Source organism: Actinokineospora alba (assembly GCF_004362515.1).
Taxonomy (GTDB): domain Bacteria; phylum Actinomycetota; class Actinomycetes; order Mycobacteriales; family Pseudonocardiaceae; genus Actinokineospora; species Actinokineospora alba.
Window position 1 is genome coordinate 521,408 of record NZ_SNXU01000001.1, and the last position, 20,623, is coordinate 542,030.

The 20,623-nt window shown below is 71.1% G+C and carries 19 protein-coding genes; 9 read left to right on the top strand and 10 right to left on the bottom strand.

Annotated elements, in window-relative coordinates; all coding sequences use genetic code 11:
* Positions 1-914 precede the first annotated feature (914 nt).
* From C8E96_RS02380 to C8E96_RS02410, 7 genes are read right to left on the bottom strand one after another with little or no spacing between them, the layout of a single operon-like run.
* Positions 915-1,358, bottom strand: a complete 444-nt coding sequence (locus C8E96_RS02380) for a carboxymuconolactone decarboxylase family protein (RefSeq protein ID WP_091381983.1) — start codon at positions 1,356-1,358, stop codon at positions 915-917.
* A complete protein-coding gene (locus C8E96_RS02385; RefSeq protein WP_091381980.1) occupies positions 1,355-2,935 on the bottom strand; it encodes a class I adenylate-forming enzyme family protein in 1,581 nt (526 codons plus the stop codon). The genes C8E96_RS02380 and C8E96_RS02385 overlap by 4 nt, the downstream gene beginning before the upstream one ends.
* The gene (locus C8E96_RS02390; RefSeq protein WP_228770184.1) at positions 2,932-3,720 is read right to left on the bottom strand and encodes a class I SAM-dependent methyltransferase; all 789 of its coding nucleotides are present in this window, start codon (positions 3,718-3,720) and stop codon (positions 2,932-2,934) included. Before C8E96_RS02390 ends, C8E96_RS02385 begins: the two co-directional genes overlap by 4 nt.
* Positions 3,713-5,029, bottom strand: coding sequence for a protoporphyrinogen/coproporphyrinogen oxidase (locus C8E96_RS02395; RefSeq protein WP_228770183.1), 1,317 nt, complete (start codon positions 5,027-5,029; stop codon positions 3,713-3,715). The genes C8E96_RS02390 and C8E96_RS02395 overlap by 8 nt, the downstream gene beginning before the upstream one ends.
* Positions 5,026-5,964 (bottom strand): UbiA family prenyltransferase, encoded by a 939-nt coding sequence (locus C8E96_RS02400; protein WP_091381976.1) that lies wholly within the window; start codon positions 5,962-5,964, stop codon positions 5,026-5,028. Before C8E96_RS02400 ends, C8E96_RS02395 begins: the two co-directional genes overlap by 4 nt.
* Positions 5,961-7,085 carry a DegT/DnrJ/EryC1/StrS family aminotransferase gene (locus C8E96_RS02405; RefSeq protein ID WP_091381974.1) on the bottom strand — a complete coding sequence of 375 codons (1,125 nt, stop codon included), beginning with the start codon at positions 7,083-7,085 and terminating at the stop codon, positions 5,961-5,963. The genes C8E96_RS02400 and C8E96_RS02405 overlap by 4 nt, the downstream gene beginning before the upstream one ends.
* Positions 7,082-8,293 (bottom strand): DegT/DnrJ/EryC1/StrS family aminotransferase, encoded by a 1,212-nt coding sequence (locus tag C8E96_RS02410; protein WP_091381972.1) that lies wholly within the window; start codon positions 8,291-8,293, stop codon positions 7,082-7,084. The genes C8E96_RS02405 and C8E96_RS02410 overlap by 4 nt, the downstream gene beginning before the upstream one ends.
* A gap of 227 nt (positions 8,294-8,520) precedes the next feature.
* Here C8E96_RS02410 and C8E96_RS02415 point away from each other — a divergent pair, with 227 nt between their 5' ends.
* The 7 genes from C8E96_RS02415 to C8E96_RS02445 are packed head-to-tail and all read left to right on the top strand — an operon-like array spanning position 8,521 to position 15,358.
* Positions 8,521-9,498: a Gfo/Idh/MocA family oxidoreductase gene (locus C8E96_RS02415; protein WP_091381969.1), complete on the top strand. Its 978-nt coding sequence runs from the start codon at positions 8,521-8,523 to the stop codon at positions 9,496-9,498.
* Complete coding sequence (locus C8E96_RS02420; RefSeq protein WP_091381966.1) at positions 9,498-10,334, top strand: sugar phosphate isomerase/epimerase family protein; 837 nt, start codon at positions 9,498-9,500, stop codon at positions 10,332-10,334. Before C8E96_RS02415 ends, C8E96_RS02420 begins: the two co-directional genes overlap by 1 nt.
* Entirely contained in the window at positions 10,321-11,613 is a 1,293-nt protein-coding gene (locus C8E96_RS02425; protein WP_091381964.1) for a M20/M25/M40 family metallo-hydrolase, read from the top strand. The genes C8E96_RS02420 and C8E96_RS02425 overlap by 14 nt, the downstream gene beginning before the upstream one ends.
* Complete coding sequence (locus C8E96_RS02430) at positions 11,600-12,712, top strand: Ldh family oxidoreductase (RefSeq protein ID WP_091381961.1); 1,113 nt, start codon at positions 11,600-11,602, stop codon at positions 12,710-12,712. Before C8E96_RS02425 ends, C8E96_RS02430 begins: the two co-directional genes overlap by 14 nt.
* Entirely contained in the window at positions 12,712-13,620 is a 909-nt protein-coding gene (locus C8E96_RS02435; RefSeq protein WP_091382051.1) for a Gfo/Idh/MocA family protein, read from the top strand. The genes C8E96_RS02430 and C8E96_RS02435 overlap by 1 nt, the downstream gene beginning before the upstream one ends.
* A complete protein-coding gene (locus C8E96_RS02440; protein ID WP_091381959.1) occupies positions 13,620-14,021 on the top strand; it encodes a DUF6917 domain-containing protein in 402 nt (133 codons plus the stop codon). The genes C8E96_RS02435 and C8E96_RS02440 overlap by 1 nt, the downstream gene beginning before the upstream one ends.
* On the top strand, positions 14,018-15,358 hold the full coding sequence (locus tag C8E96_RS02445; RefSeq protein ID WP_176926825.1) for an NAD(P)/FAD-dependent oxidoreductase: 1,341 nt from the start codon (positions 14,018-14,020) through the stop codon (positions 15,356-15,358). The genes C8E96_RS02440 and C8E96_RS02445 overlap by 4 nt, the downstream gene beginning before the upstream one ends.
* Positions 15,359-15,795: 437 nt before the next feature.
* On the opposite strand, the gene C8E96_RS02455 is transcribed toward C8E96_RS02445, so the two are convergent.
* Positions 15,796-16,332, bottom strand: a complete 537-nt coding sequence (locus tag C8E96_RS02455; RefSeq protein ID WP_091382049.1) for an EF-hand domain-containing protein — start codon at positions 16,330-16,332, stop codon at positions 15,796-15,798.
* A 223-nt stretch (positions 16,333-16,555) separates the two neighbouring features.
* Positions 16,556-17,362, bottom strand: coding sequence for a DUF3050 domain-containing protein (locus C8E96_RS02460; protein WP_091381957.1), 807 nt, complete (start codon positions 17,360-17,362; stop codon positions 16,556-16,558).
* 169 nt (positions 17,363-17,531) lie between these two features.
* On the opposite strand from C8E96_RS02460, the gene C8E96_RS02465 reads away from it, so the two are divergent.
* Together C8E96_RS02465 and C8E96_RS02470 are read left to right on the top strand one after the other, a co-directional pair.
* Complete coding sequence (locus C8E96_RS02465; RefSeq protein WP_091381955.1) at positions 17,532-17,870, top strand: hypothetical protein; 339 nt, start codon at positions 17,532-17,534, stop codon at positions 17,868-17,870.
* A 27-nt stretch (positions 17,871-17,897) separates the two neighbouring features.
* Positions 17,898-19,154, top strand: coding sequence for a nucleotide sugar dehydrogenase (locus C8E96_RS02470; RefSeq protein ID WP_091381953.1), 1,257 nt, complete (start codon positions 17,898-17,900; stop codon positions 19,152-19,154).
* Position 19,155: 1 nt separating this feature from the next.
* Here the strand turns inward: C8E96_RS02470 and C8E96_RS02475 are convergent, their stop codons facing one another.
* Positions 19,156-20,607, bottom strand: a complete 1,452-nt coding sequence (locus tag C8E96_RS02475; RefSeq protein WP_091382046.1) for a DNA-3-methyladenine glycosylase 2 family protein — start codon at positions 20,605-20,607, stop codon at positions 19,156-19,158.
* Positions 20,608-20,623 lie beyond the last annotated feature (16 nt).

Here is a 20,623-nt window from a genome sequence, read left to right on the forward strand (position 1 = left end):
GTCACCCGCAACCCCACCCGCAGATCACCCACATCCCCACCCGCAAGTCACCCACAGCCCCACCCGCAGATCACCCGCAACCCCACCCGCAGATCACCCACATCCCCACCCGCAAGTCACCCACAGCCCCACCCGCAAGTCACCCACAGCCCCACCCGCAAGTCACCCACAGCCCCACTCACTGCACCACCGACAGCCCCCACCCCGGACGGGGTTGCCTATGCGGTCTTTGGCTTTTAATCCCTGCTCTATCCCCTGCCCCCTCGTCCTGGCCATCTTTAACTCTCGATCATCGGTGTCAAGGGTCGCGCAGCGATCGCGCAGCGACGGCCGTTTACGGCCGCCCTTGACGCCGATGATCGAGAGTTAAACAATTGTGGCCGAGGGGGACTTTCCCTTGGGAGCCAACAAGAACTCGGGGATCAACGCGGTGGGCCCCTCTGGCTCGATTGTTTAATTCTCGATCATCGGCGTCAAGGGCGGCGCAAGCGCCGTCGCTGCGCGATCGGCAAGCCGACCCTTGACAGCGATGATCGAGAATTAAAAGCGGCCAGGACGAGGGGCAAGGGGGAAGTGCAGGGGCGAAGAGCCGTCCCCGACGGTGACCACGTCCGGAGGTCAAGGGCGAGGGCGGCCCCTGGGGCAGGGCAAAGAGCTGTCCCCGAGGGATAATCGTTCGGGACTACACGGCAAGGGCTGTCCCTGACGGCCTACTCGGTCGGGGGTGCAGCGCAATGAGCCGTCCCTGATCGGCTACGCACCAAGGGTGCAGGCCCGGTTCGCTCGCTCGAGGCTGGGCCGAGGAATGCGGTCGTATGGGTGCCGGGAGTCGTTCGGGTGACTGGGGTGGCCGGGTCTTAGGGAATGTTGCGGAACACAAGTGATGCAGCAGGGCGGTGACCTTCGCCGTTGTGTTACTGCGGTTGCAGTTCCGCAGTCACCGCGAGCCGGTTGAAAGCGTTCACCACCGTGATCGCCCAGATCAGGTGTGCCAGCTGGTCCTTGTCGAACTCCTCCTCAGCCCGCTGGTACACCTCCTCCGACACCCGCCTCTCCGACAGCAGTGTCACCGACTCCGCCAAGGCCAGTGCGGCTCGTTCCCGGTCGGAGAAGAAGGGCGTTCCGGCCCAGACGCTCAACGCGTGCAGCCGTCGAGGGGTTTCCCCGGCCTCCACTGCGGCCGTGGTGTGCATGTCCACACAGAAGGCGCAGCCGTTCAGTTGGGAGGCGCGGATTCTGACCAGTTCCAGCAGTGACCGCTCCACCCCGGCCTCGACCGCCTGCTTGTCGACCGCCATATGCAGCTCCACCAGCCTGCGGTACAGGTCCGGGGCGAGTGTCGTCGGTTGGATTCTCATGTCCAGCGGCCCGTTCCGAAGGTGTCGTTGCCTCGTCTGATCAGCGTGCGCAGTTCCATCCGGCGAACCTTTCCCGTGCCGGTGCGAGGAACGTCGTCCCACGCCAGGACCACGGGGTCGGCCAGGGCCGGGAGGTCCCGTACCGCGTGGTTCCACTCGCCCTGGTTGATTCCGTTGGTGACCAACACCGGCACCGGCAGCTGCCCGGGCGTGCCGAGGACCACGCATTCGGTCACAGCGGGCAGGCGGTCCTCGATGACGTCTTCCAATTCCACGCAGCTCTGGCCGGGGATGACGTCGACTTCCCTGTCCAGCAACAGGTACGCCCCGGTCCGGGTGCGCACACCGATGTCGCCGGTGTTCCACCAACCGTCGCTTACCTTGTCCTGCCAGCGTTCCTGTTCGCCCACATACCCAAGGCACCGCACCGCCGTGCGTGCCAGGACCAAGCCGGGGCGGCCGGGGGGCACCGGTCGGAACGTCCGCGGATCGACCACGCGCAAACGGACGCGGCCCGGCGCGGGCCTGCCGAGGTTGCGGGTGCCGGGGTGGCGGGCTTCGCGGTGGGCGACTGATCGTCGGGTGAGGAAGCGGAAGGTGAGCGGGCCTGTCTCCGTCTGACCCCAGACCTGCACCCACAGCGGCCTGCGGGCGGTCGCGTCGAGGAAGGTGCGGATCGTGGGCGGGTGCACCGCGTCGAAGGTGCTGACGTAGAGACGCACGTTCCTGAACGGGTTGTCCGGGCGTCGGGCGAGGGGCTGCCAGCGGACGAAGGTCGACGGCAGCGCTTCAAGGGTGGTCGGTGGGTGCGCGCGCAAGGTGTGTTCGGCGTCGGAAGCGTCGGGGATGATGACGACTTTGCGCGGGGCCAACCACAACACGCTCGCGGTCCAGGGGATGGCCCGGCCGTGGCAGAAGGCGATCGACGTGCACACCGTGTCAGTCGGGCGGCTCGACACCACCGGCAGTCGGGTCGCCTCGGTGGCGGACAGGCCGTGGATGAGGGTGCGCGTGCTGTGGATGACCAGCTTCGGCGTGCCGGTCGTGCCGGACGTGTGGTTGACCACCAGCGGTTCGTCGATGTCCCGCAGCACCGGCGGCGGGGGCTCCTTGCCGCGCAGGTTCTCCAGGTCCAGGGCGCCGGGGTGCGGTCCGTCGAGGGTGAGGGTGCGCCGGGCGAAGCCCAGCAGGTCGGTCTCGTGGTCGCGGGCGCGGTCGAGCACGGCGCACGTCGTGACCAGCAGCACCGGGTCGAGCCGCTTCAGCAGCAACTGCAACGCCGGCGGCGGCACGTGGTCGGACAGCAGGGCGGGCACCGCGCCGATCCGCGCGGCGGCGCAGGCGAGCAGTACGTAGTCCCAGTGGTTCTCCTTGACCACCGCCACCCGGTCGCCCGGACGCACCCCCGCCGCGTGCAGCCAGCCCGCCGCGCCCCGCACCAAAGCGGCCAGTTGCGCGACGGTGTACTGGGTTCCGTGGTTGGGCGCGATGTCCAGCGGCCTGCTCAGCTCGACGATCGTGCGGACGCCGCGGTCGACCAGGTCGTCGAACAGGGTGCCGAGGTCCGTGGGCTTCATCGGTCGTCCTTCCTGCCGGTGACCGTGACCATGACCTGGGACAGCCAGCGATGCCTCGGGTCGGCGAGGTCGGACACCGCGAAGTCGATGTCCACATCGGACACCGTGCCGCGCGCGACCATCGCGGGCCGCAAATGCTCCAGCCACAACGCGAACCACCGGGCGCCGTCGCTGCCGCCGCGCACCACCTCCGCGCGCCCGTCTGCGTGCACGCTCGACAGTCCCGCCGCCTCCACGAGTTCGACGTCGAGCAGCCCGCACCGAGGGTGGTAACCGGCGTCGATCATGACCTCGTACGCCGCACGCTTCACCAGTGCGTGGAACTCGCCGTCGACGTGACTGAACAGCGACGTCGTGTCCGTGTCCTCCAGGACCAGGTAGCCGCCGGGCCGCAACGCCCGGCACATCCCGCGCACGGCCGCCGCGCGGTCGCCGACGTGCTGCATGACCAGCCGCGCGTGGATGAGGTCGTAGGCGCCCTCGGGCAGCGGGTCGCGGCTGATGTCGAGTTCCCAAAGGGCGACGCCCAGCGCACCGAGCCTGCCCAGCCGGGAGATGTCGAGGTCGACCGCGGTGACCTCGGCCCCGCGCGCGGCCAGCCAGGCCGCGACGGACCCGCGGCCCGCGCCGACCTCCAGGCAGTGCCAGGTCTCGTCGACGCCCAGGTGGCTGAGCTTCTCGATCGTTCCCTTGTCCCACAACGCCTCGCCGTGGGCGAGCCGCTCCTCCTCACGGTCGAACGCCGTGCCGAAGACGTACCGGGTGGGAGCCGCCGCGTCAGCCACGGAGCACCGCCAACGGGTTGTCGGCCATGATCCGGCGCGCCACCAGTTCGGCGGACCGCACCGCACCCTCACTGCTGGGCCGCTGAACACACCAGTCGCCCGCGTAGTCGATGGACGACACCGGCCTGCGGACGAAGGCCGCGCGCGCGGCCAGCGAGGCGGCGGTCGGCATCGGCAGCCCGTGCCGGAAGCGCACGACGACCGACACCCGGCACGCGGCGGCGAGGTCGGGCAGGTAGCGCCCCGCCTGCCGGACCAGCGTGTCGACGACCTGGTCGTTGGACAGGTCGAGCAGCCTGCTCGCGTCCGCCCCGGCGAAGAGCGTCACCATGCCGCGCCCGGGCGGCACGCGGTCCGGGTGCTTGCGGTCGTCGAGGATGAACCCCGCGAACGCCGGGTTCTCGACCGCGGGCACCTCCACCGCCCACGACGCGCCGCCCACGCCGATGGGCCGGTCGAGCAGGCACACCACCTTGACCATCGGCTGGAACTCGCACGCGCGCACGAAGTCCGGCGCCCCCGAGTGCAGGTCGACCGCGACCGGCGCGGGCACACACAGCACGACCTGCCGCGCGGTCAGGGCCGCTCCGTCGACGGTGACCCGTGCCCCTTCGGGTGTCTGCGTGACCTCCTGAACCGCGACACCCGTGCTCACCTCGACCCGCGAGGCGAGCGTCCGGGCGAGGGTGTCCATGCCGTCGCGCCACGTGCGGAACGACTTGGTCGGGCCGACGGCGAGCAGGTGGCTCAGCAGCGGCCCGGCGGCGGCGCGATCGGTGTCCCAGCCGAAGAATCCGCCGCACAGCGGCTGCAACAGGTAGTCGTGGACATCGGGATGGTACCGCCGCGCGAACTCCCGAACCGTCGTCACGCCCAGCGGTGTGTGCTCCGGCCGGTCGACGTCGAAAGAGCGCTTGCGCACCGCCGCCGACGCCATCAGCTTGGCCAGACTCACCCGGCCCGCCGCGGTCAGCCCGGCGCCACTGACCATGCCGCGCGGGTCGCCGACATAAGGATGCGCCTGACCTTCCCGCCACATCGCGAGGTCGCCGCCGATCAGCGGTGTGTCCTCTTCGGACATCCCGAGGTCGCGCATCAGCCGCCAGGTGGCCGGGTAGCCGTGGGTGCCGATCATCTCGGCGCCGGTGTCGATGAGGTAGCCCTCGCGGCGCACGCTGCGCATCCGGCCGCCGACATGCGCGGTGGACTCGAACACGTGCACCGACCGGCCAGCTTGCCGCAGCCGGAACGCCAGGGACAGCCCGGCGACGCCGGCGCCGACGATGGCGACGTCGAGGTCGGCGGTCACGACCAGGCTCCGACCAGGTTGACCGCGATGAGCAGAGCCGTCGTCAGCCGGTGCACGCGCAGGCCGAGCGTGCGCGCCCCGAGCAGGTCGCCCAACCCGATGCCGCGGTGCAGCTGGGCCACCCGCAGGATGATCGCGGGCAGCATCACCAGGGAGAACCACCATGGGGCCGCGCCGAGCCCGGCCGCGGCCACGATCAGCGCGGTCTCGGCGACCGTGAGGCCCGCGATGAACAGCCGGTTCCCGTTCTCCGTGGCCAAAGCGGCCACTGTGGGCCGACCCACCGCCGCGTCACCGGCCGCGTCGCGGGTGTTGGAGTAGACACCGAACATGAGCGGCCCGAATCCGAAGAGGACCGCCTGCACGATGCCGAAGACGCTGACCGTCCCGGTGGCGAACCCGACCGCGCAGAGCACCAGGCCGATGCCGAACGCGGCGAGGAACACCTCCTGCCAGCCGCGGTAGCTGATCTTCAGCCCCCACGAGTACTGCACCGCGGTCACCAGGCACAGCGTGGCCAGTCCGACCGTCCACATTAGACTGAATGGTGCGACAAGCGCCGCCAACGCCCAGAACACCGCGCCCAAAGCCGCCGCGCACCACCCGAAGCGCACCGCTTCGACCACGGTGATCTCGCCGGTCAGCAGCGGCTTGCGCGCGAGCTTGCGAGCGGGCGCGTCCGGCCCGTAGTTGGCGTTGTCGCTGCCGTCGACGAACCCGGTCACGTCGTCGAACGTGACCGCCGAGGCCACCACGAACACCGTGCCGATGCCGAACAGCGCGAGCATCCCGAGCACGCTCGGCTGAAACCACGCCGCGGGCCCGATGATCGACCAGGCGAGCGGCAGAGCGAGGTAGTAGTCCCAGACGTCGAGCTTGGCCAGCCGGGCGTAGACCCCGGCCCGACCCGGCATGACGTCGGTGATCGCCGTCATGGTCGTCCTCCCGGGAAGGCGCAGACCGCGTCGGCGACGTGTTCCACCTGGGCGTCGGTCAGGTGCGGGTAGATGGGCAGCGCCAGGATCCGGGAGCTGGCCAGCTCGGCGTGCGGCCAGAACCGCCCGGGCGGCGCGTACTCGGCGAACGCGGGCTGCGCGGGCAGCGGCGACGGGTAGTAGACGTGCGTGCCGACGCCGTGCTCGGTGAGGTGGCGCTTGAGTTCGTCGCGGCGGTCGGCGAGCAGCGAGTAGACGTAGAAGCAGCGGCCCTCGCGGCCGGTGGGCGGCGGCTGGATCCCGCGCTCGACCAGTCCGCTGAACCGCTCGGTGTAGTAGTCGGCGATCTGCGCGCGGCGTTCGAGCCTGGCCGCCAGACCGGCCAGCCGGTGCAGCTGGAACTCGGCCATGATCTCGTCGAACCGGCTGTTGAAGCCGACGAAGTGGTGCACGAACCGCTGTTTGCCGTCCTGGCCGTGGTTGCGCAGCATCCGCACCCGCTGCCCGATCTCCTCGTCGTCGGTGACGACCGCGCCGCCCTCGCCGATCGAGCCGAAGGTCTTGACCTGCACGAACGAGAACACGCCCGCCTCGCCCCAGCGGCCTGCGGGGATTCCGTCCAGGACACCGCCCTGGGCGACCGCCGAGTCCTCGATCAGCCGCACGTCGTGTCGCTCGGCCAGCGAGCGCATGGTCGGCATGTCGGCCATCACCGAGAACATGTGCGCGGGCATGATCGCCGCGGTCCGGCCGGTGATCGCCTGCTCGACCTCGTAGGGCTCGACCACCATCGTCCACGGGTGCACGTCGGCGAACACCGGTGTCGCGCCGACGTTGACCACCGACGCGGCCAGCGGCGCGCAGCCGAACGCGGGCACGACGACCTCGTCGCCCGGCCCGATGTCCATCGAGCGCAGCACCAGCATCAGCGCGGTCGTGCCGCTGCCGCAGGCCACCACGTCGGCCGCGCCGATCTGCTCGCGCAGCGCCTCCTCGAACCGGGCGGTGCGCTCGCCGAGGATGAACTTCTGCTCCTCAGCCAGCCCGACCCGGCGCACGGTGTCGAGCAGCAGCTCGCGGTCGTCGTCGAACAGGTCGGGCGGGAAGAAGGGAAGGGTCACGGCCTGCTCCCGCTGTAGAAGGCCCGGATCAGCTCGCACACCCGGTCGACCTGGCGCTCGGCCAGGTCCGGGTAGAGCGGCAGCGCGACGGCGTGGGCGCAGGCGGCTTCGGCGTTGGGGAACTCGCCCGCCCGGTGGCCCAACTCGGCGAAGCACGGCTGGCGGTGCAGCGGGACGGGGTAGTACGTCTCGGTGGTGACACCGTTCGCGGCGAGGTGCGCGACCAGCTCGTCGCGCCGCTCGACCTCGATCAGGTAGACGTAGAACACCGCGTCGGTCTTGACCTCGCGCTCGACCACGGTCGGCAGCCTGCGCACGCCGGGGCAGCCGGTGAGCCGCTCGGTGTAGGCCGCGGCGAGTTCGGCGCGGCGGGCGATGTCGGCGTCGAGCCGGGTCAGCTTGGCGAGCAGGATGGCGGCCTGGAAGTCGTCCATCTTGCTGTTGAGGCCGGGCAGCACGGTCTCGTTGCTGATGCCGGGGAAGTGATCGATCGTGCGGCCGTACCGCCCGTGGTGGCGCAGCGCGGCGGCGGTCTCGGCGATCCGGTCGTCGTTGGTGATGACCGCGCCCGCGTCGCCCAGCGCGCCGAGGGTCTTGGTCGGGAAGAAGGACAGCACACCGCCGATGCCGAGCAGCCCCGCGTGCACGCCGTCCCAGCGCATGCCGATCGCCTCGGCGCTGTCCTCGACGACGGTCAGCGCGTACTGCTCGGCGACCTCCGTGATCGCGGCCATGTCGGCGAGCTGGCTGAACAGGTGCACCGGCATGATCATCCGGGTGCGGTCGGTGATGGCGTCGGCCGCCGAGGCCGGATCGATGCCGTAGGTCACCGGGTCGATGTCGGCGAAGGCGGGCCGCCCGTGGGCGAGTGCCACCGAGGACGCCGACGCGACGAAGCTGAACGCGGGGACGACGACCTCGTCGCCCGGGCCGAGGCCCGCGGCGCGCAGGAGCAGGACGAGGGCGTCGGTGCCGGAGTTGACTCCGATGACGTGCGCGGCGCCGATGCGCTCGGCGAGCACCGACTCGAACTCGGCGACGAGGTGGCCGTGGGAGTACTTGCCCCGGTCGATGACCGCGTTGAGGTTGGCCTCGGTGAGCGGCCACAGGTCCGCGAACGACGCGGCCTGGGTGAAGAACGGGACGGTGCCGCCTGCGCCGGGGGCCTGCGCGGCGGCGGGATCCGCGAAGGTCGCGGCGTGCTCCATGCGTGTCCTTTCCGGACTGCGTGTTCTTCGCAGACGCGGCTCAGTGGTGAAACTTCCTCGGCTGCGGCGCGACCCCATTCCAACCTAGCCAGACGGCATTCGTTGAACCGCAACGGAATCCAAAGATCACACGGACGTGTGGCGCGGTCGGGTCCGCGTTGACACCGCCGGTGGCCGCCACCAGTGTTGACGGGCGTCACCCGATCCCGCGCAGGAGGCAGCAACCGATGCTGGGCACGCTCGTCGTGGGACTCGGTCGAGCGGGGACGGAGCTGCACCTGCCGGTGCTGCGCCGGCTGCGCCCCGACGCTCCCGTGGTCGTCTTCGACCCCCACCGGACGGCACGGACCGACGGTGTCACCGTCGCCGACTCGCTGCCGCACGCCGCCCGGCTCATCGACCCCGCGAACACGGTCGTGCACCTGTGCACCCCGCCGTCGGCCCGGGTCGCCCCGCTGACCGCGCTCGCCGAGTTGGGCTTCCGCCGGGTGCTGGTCGAGAAGCCGCTCGCCGCCGACGACCGCGACCTGCGTGAGGTGCTGGCGCTGCGCGAGGCCGCGCGCCTGGACCTGCTGCCGGTCGGCCAGTGGCGGGCCAGCGAACTGACCAGGCGGCTGGCCTCGATCCTGCGCGAGCGCAGGCTGGGCAGGCCTCGGTCGATCACCATCGTGCAGAGCAAGCCCCGGTTCGCCCGCACCGCGCTGGGCGACGAGCACCCCAGCGCGTTCGACGTCGAAGTGCCGCACTCGGTGCTGCTGGCGCTGCTGCTCGCCGGTCCGGCCGAGGTCCTCGGCGCGCACTGCTCGGACATGCTCCTCGGGGATGAGGTGTACCCCGCGCTCGGCGGGGCCGTGCTGCGGCTGAGCCACGCCAGTGGCGTGCGCACCGAGATCCGCACCGACCTCACGTCCCCGATCCGCGAGCGGAAGGTCACCATCGACCTCGACGGCGGCACGGTGGTCGGCCACTTCGCGGTGAGCGCCGCCGACGACCACGCGCAGCTGCGGGTCAGCACCCAGGGCCAGCAGCTGCGCTCGGTGTTCCGCGACGACTCACTCGGCGCGTTCCTCGCCCACGCCTACCGGCACTTCGCCGGCGAGGACCGCATCACCGACGAACCCGACACCGGCGCCGCGGTCGTGGAGCTGATCAGCGCCGCGAAACGGCTCTCCGGAGTGGCCGTGCCGGAAGGGGCGAGCCGGTGATGTCGCTGCCGGTCCTCGCGGGGATCGGCGACGAAGCCGGACCCGAACTCGCCGACCAGGTGGCCGCCATCGCCGCACTGGAGTGGGACGCCATCGAACTGCGCACGGTCGGCGGCACCGCGATCGCCGACCTCGACGACCGCGCGTTCGACCTGGTGGCGGCCACGCTCGCCGAGCGCGGCCTGCACACCGTGTGCGTCGACTCCCGCATCGGCGACTGGTCGAGCACGATCACCGGCGACTTCGGCCGCGACCTGGAGGAACTGCGCACCCTCGGCCCCCGCTGCGCCGCGCTAGGCACCCGGTACGTGCGGATCATGTCGTACCCGAACGGCGGACTGGCCGACGCGGAGTGGGAGCGCCGGGTGCTGCGCCGCGTCCGCGAACTGGCCGCGCGGGCCGAACAGCACGGACTGGTCCTGCTGCACGAGAACTGCGCGGGCTGGGCGGGCGCGAACGCGAAGCACGCGCTGGACCTGCTGGCCGAGGCGGACAGCCCGGCGCTGCGGCTGCTGTTCGACACCGGCAACGGCGTGGCCTACGGGTATTCGGGTCTCGCGATGCTCACCGAGCTGGTCGAGCACGTCGCGCACGTCCACATCAAGGACGGCGCCGACGGACTCTTCGGCCCGGCCTGGACCATCCCGGGCCAGGGCGACGCGCAGGTGGCCGCGTGCCTGGAGCTGTTGGCCGCCAACGGATACCAGGGGGCGCTGTCGATCGAGCCGCACCTGAACCTGGTCCCGCACTCCGACGGCGGCGGCACGGGCTCGGCCGACGGCTTCATCGCGGCCGGGCTGGCGCTGGAGTCGCTCCTCTTCGATGCGGACCGCTGACGTGGCCGAGTTGACCGACGCCGACCACAAGCTGTTGGTGCGGCTGCTGGAGCTGCCCACGGCCGGTCCGCTGGAGACCGCCGAGCCCGCCCGGCTGTGGGACGCCCAGTTCGCCTACGCCGAGTCCGCGCCCGAGTTCGAGGTCCTGCACCACGCGCCGGCGGATCTGTCAGAGCTGCGCAAGCCGGACGTCCCGGCCACAGTGCGCGAGGCCGCGCGGCACGCCGGGTTCCTCGACGGGCAGCCGAACCTGGTTCTGCGGCTGGGCCGTGAGCGACCACGCGCGCGAACGGTGATGTTCAACGTGCACCTCGACACCGTCTCCGGCATGGAGCCGGTGTCGTTCGACGGCGAGGTGTTCCGCGGCCGCGGCGCGATCGACGCGAAGGGGCCCGCGGTGGCGCTGCTCGCGGGCATCCGCGACGCCGCCGCGCGCGACCCGCGCATCGGCGGCGACGTGTCGGTTCTGGTCCAGGCCGTGTCGGGCGAGGAGGGCGGCGCGATGGGCACCTTTGGCACCCGGCCGCTCGTCGAGCGCGGCTACTTCGGCGCCCTCAACGTGTTCTGCGAGCCGACCGGCCTGCGCTACCTGCCGCGCGCCACCGCGTCGGCCACCGCCCGGGTCCGGGTCGAGGGGTTCGGCGCGATCGACGACCGACCGGGCGACGGGCACAACGCGACCGTGTTGCTCGGGTTCCTGGCCCAGCACCTCGCCGCCGAGCTGCGCGGCGACGAGGACGGGCACGCCTGCATCGCGGGCCTGCACACCGGCACGGCGCACAACCGCGTCTACGGCTCGGGCGAGCTGCTGGTGAACCTGGCCTACGCCACCGAGTCCGCGGGCGCCCGGCTCACCGGCACACTCGACCACGCGGTCGCGGGCGGGGTGGAGCGGTTCGGCGCCCTGTTCGCCGACCAGCCGGAGTTCGCCCGCACGGCCGCCGAAGCCCGTTCGGTGACCACAGTGGACTGGATCAAGCGCGGGCTGCCGACGCTGTCGGGCGCCGCGCCCGGTCTCGACGCGATCATGGCCGCCGCAGGCGTGCCGCGTTGGCCGGACCACGAGCCCGCGTTCACGTGTGACGCCATCTGGATGTCCGGGGTGCCCGGCACCGCCACCGCGGTGCTCGGCCCCGGCGACCTGGCCGCCAACAACGCGCACGCCGAAGGCGAATTCGCCGCGCTGGCCGACCTGTCGGCGTTCGCCGCGCAGGTATCGCGGGTGCTGCTCGCCTTCGCCGATGCCCCGACCGGAACGGAACCCGATGACCGACCTTGACCTCGCGCCTCCCTCGACCCGGGTCAGGGTGCCGAAGGAAGACCTGCTGGCGTTCACGGCGGCGGTCTTCACCGCCAACGGCGTCCCCAGCGGACGCGCGAGAGCGGCGGCGACGGCGCTGTGTCATGGCGACCTCACGGGCGCGGCGTCGCACGGGCTGGCCAACCTGACCCGGATCTACCTGCCGCTGCTGTCGTCGGGCCGGTCGCGGCCCGACGCCGAGCCGCGGGTGCTCACCGACCTCGGCGCCACGGTTCTGCTCGACGCCCAAGGCGCGCTCGGCCTGTGGCTCGCGGGCGAGGCGATGGACCTCGCGGCCGAGCGGGCGGCGCGACACGGCATCGGGATGGTGTCCGTGCGCGGCGCGACGCACTTCGGCTGCGCGGGTCCGCACGCGCTGCGCGCGGTCGAGCGCGGGATGATCGGCGTGGTCGCCGCCAACTGCGGCCACCAGCGCATCGCCCGCCCACCGGGTGGCCGGGTCCCGATGCTGGGCACCAATCCGCTCAGCGTCGCGGCCCCCGCGGGTGATCACCCGCCGTTCCTGCTGGACATGAGCACGACCACCGCGCCGACCGGCAAGGTGCGGGCGGCGGCGCGCGCGGGCGAGCCGATCCCGGCGGGCTGGCTCGCCGACGACACCGGCGCCCCCGTCACCGACCCGGCCCGGTTCGACACCGGCGAGGCCCACCTGACGTGGCTGGGCGGGACGGGATCGGCCGAGTACAAGGGTTTCGGGCTCGGGCTGATGGTGGAGGTGCTCGCCGCGCTGGTGCCCGGCGCGGGCGTGGGGCCCTCGCCCGCGGCGCTGGCCGCGGACCGCGCGCCGGACGACGACATCGGCCTGCTGCTGCTGGCCATCGCGCCCGGCGCGCTGCGCGAGCCCGGCGGGTTCCAGCGCGACGCCGGTTCGCTGTTCGGGTCCATCCTGGGCTGCCCGCCGCTGCGCCCCGGCGACTCCGTCTCCTACCCGGGCTGCCCCGAGGCTCAGCACGCCGCCGAGGCCGCCGAACTGGGTGTCCCGCTCGACCACGACGTCTACGCCGAGCTGCGATCGGTCGCCGACCGCTTCGGCCTGCGCCTGCCGGAGGAGTGCTGATGCGGATCGGTGTCGTGGGAATCGGGGTGATCTCCCGGTTCTACCTGGCGGTGCTGCGCGAGAGCGGGCCGTTGAGCCTGGGCGCGGTGTGCGACGTGCGGCCGGAGGCGCTGGCGCCCTACCGCGACGAGGTGCCGTGCTGGTCCGACCACCGCGCCATGATGGCCGCGGGCGGGCTGGACGCCGTCGTGGTCACCGTGCCCAACGACCGGCACGCCCCGGTGTGCCACGACCTGCTCGACGCGGGACTGCCGGTGTGCGTGGAGAAACCCCTCGCCATCACCCTCGACGACGGCCGCGCGTTGGCTGAGCTCGCCGCCGCCCGCGCGGCCGTGCTGTTCACGGCGTTCCACCGGCGCTACAACGCGCGGGTGCGGGCGCTGCTCGACGGACTCCCCGGCGACGTCCCGATCGAGTCCGTGCGGGTGCGGTACCTCGAACGCATCGAGGACCATGTGGGAGACGACCGCTGGTACCTCGACCCGGCACGCTGCGGCGGCGGGTGCGTGGCCGACAACGGGCCCAACGCCTTCGACCTCGCCCGCCTGTTCCTCGGCCCGCTCAGCCTGTCCGACGTCGATGTCCGGCGCGACGAGGCCGGGGTGGACCGGCAGGCGGAGATCCGGCTCACCGCGGCGTCCGGGGCCGAGGCGGTCGTGGAACTCGACTGGAGCCACGAGGGCGAGACGAAGGACATCGAGGTGCGGCTCGCCGACGGCACCGTGCGCCGGGCGGACATGCTCACCGGGTTCCCCGGGTTAAAGCAGTCGCTGTGGCACGAGTACTCCGGGGTGCTTAAGGACTTCGCCCGCGCGGTGCACGTCGGCGGCGAGGACGACGCGGGCCTGTCCGCCCTGGAACTGGTCGACGCCGTGTACCGCGCCGAGCTGAGTGTGAGGGGCCGTTGATGGTCGAGGACGGCGACAAGCGTTCCGTGGCGGGCGTGCTGGTCAAGGTGCTGGTGCACAGCCGCGACGACCGGGGCATGCGGCTGGAGGAGTTCGCCAGCCGCTGCGTGCGCCAGGGTGAGGTGCACGAACTGGTGACCACCGACCACGGCGTCGACGACCCCAGCATCGACCGGGTGGGCTTCCTCGGGTTCACCGAGATCTCCCACGGCGGCGTCATCGACCGGGGCGACGAGGTGCGCATCGGCGGGAAGCTCGTCGGCACGGTCCTCGGGTTCGACGCCTGCCATTTCCCCAACCACTACAACATCCTGATCCACCGCGAGACGCCCGTGACCGGCCAGGACATCGCGTTGCGGCCGGAGTCGGCCGTCCACTTCGTCCAGTCCGCGGGCAAATGAGGCGGGTGATCGTCGCGGGCGGCAGCCTCGCCGGTCTGCTCGCCGCGCGGGTGCTGCACGACGTCGCCGACGAGGTCGTGGTCGTCGAACCGGACGACCTGCCCGACAGTGCGGCCAACCGGGCGGGCACGCCGCACGGCGACCAGTTCCACGTGCTGCTCGGCCTGGCGCAACAGCTGTTCGCGCACTGGTTCCCGACGCTGTTCGACCGGCTCGCGCTGGACGGCGCGGTGGGGTACTCCCACGCCGAGACCCGGATGTTCGTCGACGGCCGGATGCGGCTGCCGGTGCCTGGTGACCCGCTGATGCCGATCATGCGGCCGCTGCTGGAATGGCATGTGCGCGGCGACGTGCTCAAGCTGCCGAAGGTGCGGCTGGTCCGCGACCGGGTGGTCGGCCTGACAGCCGGACTGGGCCGGGTGGACGGTGTCCGCCTCGCATCAAGGGCAAGCGTCGGCACCGCCGACCTCGTCATCGACGCCACCGGGCGGTCGTCCCGCCTGGGCGACTGGCTGCTGCGGCTGGACTTCGCCCCACCGCCGAAGCGGCGGATGGACCTCGACCTCGGCTACGCGACCACGCTGTACCGCCGATTCCCGGAACAGCGCCTCGACGACCTGGTGGCCGTCCACTCGCTGCGGTCGGCGGGGTCAGCTGAGCCTGGGGTGAGCGTGGTCGCCCCGGCGGGCCCCGACCGGTGGATCTGCACGGTGTCCGCCTACGGCGCGCAGCGGCCGGGCCGGTCGGCGGAGGAGTTCCGGGCCCGCTGCGAACGCGAGCCCGCGGCCGGGTTCGCCGCGCTGGCAAGGGAATGCGAGCCTGCGGGGCCGGTGTCGGTCTACCGGTACCCGCACAGCGTGCGGCGGGACTTCCATGAGCTGCGCCGGTTCCCCGAGGGTCTGGTGCCGGTGGGTGACGCGGTGGCGTCGTTCAACCCGGTGTACGGGCAGGGAATGCCGTCGGCGGCCTTGCACGCCTCGGCTCTGGGCGCGTGGCTGGCTTCCGGTGAGGACGTCCACGGCTACTTCCGCAGGCTGCGGGTGCTGGTGGACGCCGCTTGGCAGACCTCCGTGGTCGCCGATCTCGCCCTCCCCCACCTGCGCGCCGACCGCCCACGCGGCCACCGACTGATGCGTGCGGTGAGCGAGGCCATCGACCGCGCCACCCTGACCGACCCGATCGTGGCCCGCCGCTTCCTCGACGTGGTCAACCTGCGCGCCCACCCCCGCACCCTCCTCCACCCCACCCTCCTAGCCCGCGCCTTCCTAGCCCCCACCCCCACCCGAGCCCCGCGAGTCCAACACCCAGAACCGCGAGTCGCCCCTTCCCGACACTGAGTTCCCCGTTCAGGACACTGAGTTCCCCCTTCCCGACGCCGAGTTCCCCCTTCCCGACACCGAGTTCCCCCTTCCCGACACCGAGTTCCCCTTTCAGGACAGTGAGTTCCCCCTTCCCAACAACGAGTTCCCCGTTCCCGACAACGAGTTCACCGTTCCGGGCAACGAGTTCACCGTTCCGGGCACTGAGCTCGCCGTTCAGGACAGTGAGGTCGCTTTTCGCAGCAGTCGGGGTCCGTCGTCGGCATGGTCGAAGCAGGCCCGGCGGGTTCGCGAAGTGCGAACTCACTGTCGGGAACGGGGAACTCAGTTGCCTGAACGGGGAACTCGCTGTCGGGAAGGGGCGACTCGCGGTTTTGGGTGTTGGACTCGCGGGGTGGGGTGGGGATGGGGCAGCCCCCGGGGAGGTTGTCCCCGGGGGCTGTGAGCGGTCGGTGTCAGCGGCCCAGCAGCGGAATGTCGTTCACGCCCTGGTGATAGTCGCGGACAGCGGTGACCAGCTCCTCGACGGTCAACTGACCGTTGCCACTGGAGTCGATCTGCCGGAACGCCGAGTCGGCCTGGCGCTCGTCCACGCCGACGGCCTTCATCCAGCGCTTGAACTCGGCCGGGTTGACCTCGCCGTCGCCGTCGGTGTCGCACATGTTGACGATGGCCTCGATGGTCGGGCGCAGGTTGCGGTCGAAGCCCGCGTCGCCGCCCTCGACGATCTCGCGCTCCGAGACATCGGTGAACTGCTGCAGGGTGACCTTCCCCTGGGCGCCGACCTTGGCCTGGGTGGCGAGCTTGTCCCACATACCGAGGTATGCCGACAGCAGCGCGCGCCCCTTGGGTGAGGTCTCCTGCTCACCGAAGGCCTTGAGGATTCGACGCGCTTCGGTCTCATAGTCCGACCTGTCGATCGTGCCGTCTCCGTTGCTGTCCCACAGCTCGAAACGACGCTTCAGGCGGGTGTCCTGGACGCTAGCGGTCACGACCATGCTCCTTTGAATTCTTGACGGATTCCGCGGTGGGAGCCCCGGCGTTGTTCGCGCCCATTCGGCGGCTCCGTGATTCGACATTAGCAAGCTCGCCGACTCGGCGCCGGTTCTCGTCGACCCTTTTCGGGTGGACTATTCGTCAACCATTCGGGATCACCGTGACCGGCGGCGGAGGGGTACGCTTTTCCGTCACACGAATGTTCACATCAATACTTGTTCACGCAATTGTCGCGGCACTCGTCTGCTGTCGGTCAAGCGCCGCGCAGATCCCGTCCCAAAGCCGGACCCGGGCCCGCAGCACCCCGACAAGCGTGCGCGCGCACTCGCTCCATTTCGCGCCGTCGGGGCCGCACAGGTCGGCGACCATCTGCATCGCCATCGGCGTGTGCTGCTCGCCGTCGACCTCGATGTGGCGCACCAGGTACTCGCCGAACAGGTCCAGCCGACCACCCCCGGCGGCGACCACCTGGTCGAACATCTCGGGGATCAGGTCCTCCCGGCCGAACGCGAACGCGGCCGCCTGGCAGTGCACCGGGGCCTCGGTGATCACCTGCCAGGTCGACCGGACGAAGTCGGCCGCGGGCTCCGGCACACCCGCCTTGACCAGCGACGTCGCCACGTCGACACCGGCGCGCAGCTGGTCGAGGAAGGCGTCGATCGGCCCCGTGTCGGCACCCGCCCGCGCCATCGCGTGCCGGTAGAGCTCGAAGTGGCTGACATACCCCTCGCCGAACTCGTCGCTCTCCTCGACCAGCACGATGTCGTTGATGAGCCGCCTGCTGATCGGCTGCGTCGTCGGCACCCACGGCACCTCGACGCACGTGAGTTCGCGCTGCAGGCTCTTGAGCAGCGACATGAAATCCCACACCGCGAACACGTGGTGAGCCATGAACACTGCGACGTCCCCCGTCGTGGACATCCGACGGTAAATCGGGTGACGGGCCACTTCGGTGCGTATCGGCTCGATCGTCGCGCGAATACGGTCGATCCCCGGATGCGACAGTGCCCAGTCGTAACGACTCATCTGCGGTCCACCCTTTCCCGACAGGAAGATGACGATGCGGACGTTAAGGAAAATGGGGCGATACGCGCCACCTATCAATAGGGTGAAAAATACGTACCCGAATCGGCGACTGCGGTGGCGGCGGAATAGGTCGAGCATGGAGTCATCGGACTCGAACCAAGGAGGAACCATGCGGCTCGTCCAGTCGACCTTGATCGCCGCGGCGGTCGGAGCGTCACTCGCGTCGCTCACCACGGTCGCCACCGCGTCGACAGTGTCGATGTCGGAGACCACGAGCCTGCCCGGCCAAGTCGTGGCGTTCACCCACGAGTTCACCGAGCTGAAGGTCTGGAACAACCCCAAGGGCTGCCAGCCACTGCCCGCGGGCACCCACCTGATCTTCAACCAGACCGACAAGACGATCACGATCTACGCCGACCCGCTGTGCGTCGTGCCGATCGACCCGTTCTCCCGGGTGAAACCCGGCTATGGAACGCACGTCAGCGCAGTCGGCAGCTTCTCGGCCTGAGTGCGATCCACCGGAGAAAGGATTTCCTTGTTCTCAGTGGATCTCGTGGTCGTGGGTCTGGGCTACGTAGGGCTGCCGCTCGCCCGTAGGGCCTGCGCGGCGGGGCTTCGCGTCACCGGCGTGGACACCGACACCGGCGTCGTCGACGGGCTGATGGCAGGCCGATCACACGTGCAGGACGCGGCCGCCGCGGACATAGCCACCATGCTGCGCCAGGGGTTCACCGCGACCACAGACTTCACCACGGTGTCCACAGCGGACACCGTGGTGATCTGTGTCCCGACCGGTCTTGTCGACGGCGAGCCCGACTTGCGCGCGGTCATGGCCGCGGGCAACGAGGTAGCGGCCCGGCTGCGGCCGGGCACGCTCGTGGTGTTGGAGTCCACCAGCTACCCGGGCACCACCGAGGAGGTCCTGCTGCCCATTCTCGAGAGCACCGGCCTGGTCGCGGGCGTCGACTTCAACCTGGCGTACTCCCCTGAGCGCATCGACCCCGGCAACGGCGAGCACGCGCTGGAGAACACCCCAAAAGTGGTGAGCGGCCTGACCCCGCTGTGCGCCAAGCGATGCGAGGCGTTCTACGCGGAGCTGGTCGACTCCGTCGTGGTCGCGGCGGGCCTGCGCGAGGCGGAGACGGCGAAGCTGCTGGAGAACAGCTACCGCCTGGTCAACATCGCGCTGGTCAACGAACTCGCCGTCCTGTGCGCCCGGCTCGACGTCGACGTGTGGGACGTCCTGCGCTGCGCGGCGACGAAACCGTTCGGCTACCAGGCTTTCTCACCCGGCCCCGGCGTCGGCGGACACTGCATCCCGGTCGATCCGCGCTACCTGGCCAACCGGGCCCGCGCCGAGGGGCTGCCGTGCTCGATGATCACCGCCGCGCAGGAGGTGAACGCCGGCATGCCCGGCTACGTGGTCCGCCGAGCGCGGGACATCCTCGCCCGCGACGGCGGCACGGTGTATGGCTCTCGCGTGCTTCTCCTTGGGGTCACGTACAAACCGGACGTCGGCGACACCCGGCAGACCCCCGCCACCGGCGTGGTACGCCAACTGCGCTCCCTAGGCGTCCGGGTCGGCTTCCACGACCCGTACGTGTCGGGATTCCTGGTGGACGGCGAACCGGTGTGCGCCGAGTCCAATGTGGACGCGGCGGTGCGGGCGGCGGATCTGGTGGTGTTGCTGCAGGATCACCGCTCACTGGACCTGGCGAGGATCGGTCGCCAGGCGCGGGCGGTGCTGGACACCCGCGGCCGGATGGACGGGGAACACGTGGAACGCCTCTAGCTCAGCGTGCGAGGCGTTCACTGATGGCCCAGAGATGTTGCATCGCGTAGGCACGCCAGGGGCGCCATGCCTCCGCCCGGACCGCCAAGCTGTTGGTGTTGCTGGTCAACCCGAGTTCCCGGGCCGCCGCGCGCAGTCCAGGATCGCTGGGGATGAACGCGTCCGGGTCGCCCAGGGCTCGCATGGCGATGGTCTCGACCGTCCACGGCCCGAAGCCGGGCAGCGCCGCCAGCCTGGCCCTGGCCCGGTCGCGGTCGGCGCCGACACCGACGTCGATCGTGCCCGACGCCAGCGCGGTCACCAGCCCGATCAGCGTGTCGCGGCGGGTCCGGGGCAGGGCGATGAGTTCGGGGTCGAGGGCGGCGATGGTCTGTGGTGACGGGAAAAGGTGGGTCAATCCGCCGATCGGGTCGCGCACCGACTCGCCGTGTGCGGCGATCAGCCGGGTCGCGTGGGCGCGGGCGGCGGCGGTCGTGAGCTGTTGGCCCAGCACGGCTCGCATGGCGAATTCGGCGCCGTCGACGGTGCGGGGTACGCGGCGGCCCGGGTTCTTCCGGACCGATGGCGCGAGAATCGGGTCGGCGGCGAGGGTGTCGTCGACGGTGACCGGGTCGGCGTCGAGGTCGAGCAGCCGCCTGCACCGGCTGATCGCCCGGGACAGGTCGCGCAGGTCGGTGAGGGTGAGCTGGCACTGCACGTGGCCCGCGGCGGGGCGCAGGCTGGCGATGCCGTGCCCGTGCGGCAGGCGCAGGGTGCGGCGGTAGGCGCCGTCGCGCCATTCCTCCACCCCGGGTACCACGGTGGCGGCGAGCTGGGCGAAGAGCTGGTCGGCGGAAAGCGGTTCCCGGTAGGGCAACCGCACCGTCAGCACACCCGAGCCCGCCGCGGGTCTGCCCGCGCGCTGCCGCAGGGCGGTGGGCGGCAGCGCGAACACCTCCCGCACGGTGTCGTTGAAGGTGCGGATGCTGCCGAACCCGGCCGCGGTGGCCACCTCGCTCATCGGGAGCTCGGTGGTCTCGATCAGCAGGCGCGCGGTCTGGGCCCGTTGAGCGCGGGCGAGCGCGAGCGGGCCCGCGCCGAACTCGGCGAGCAGTTGTCGCTCCACTTGGCGGACGCTGTAGCCCAGATGGGCGGCGAGGCCGGGGACGCCGGAGCGGTCCACCACCCCGTCGGCGATGAGCCGCATGGCGCGGGCGGCGAGGTCGGCGCGGGCGTTCCACTGTGGCGAACCGGGACTCGCGTCGGGACGACACCTCTTGCACGCGCGGAAGCCCGCTTGCTGGGCCGCGGCGGCGCTGGGGAAGAACGCCATGTTCTCGGCTTTGGGCGGCATTCCGGGGCAGCTGGGTCGGCAGTAGACGCGAGTGGTGCGGACCGCGGTGTAGAACCATCCGTCGAACCTGGAATCTTTGGCGTTAACGGCGCGCATACAGCGGTCGAAGTCGTCATGCACCCGCACAGGATGGAGG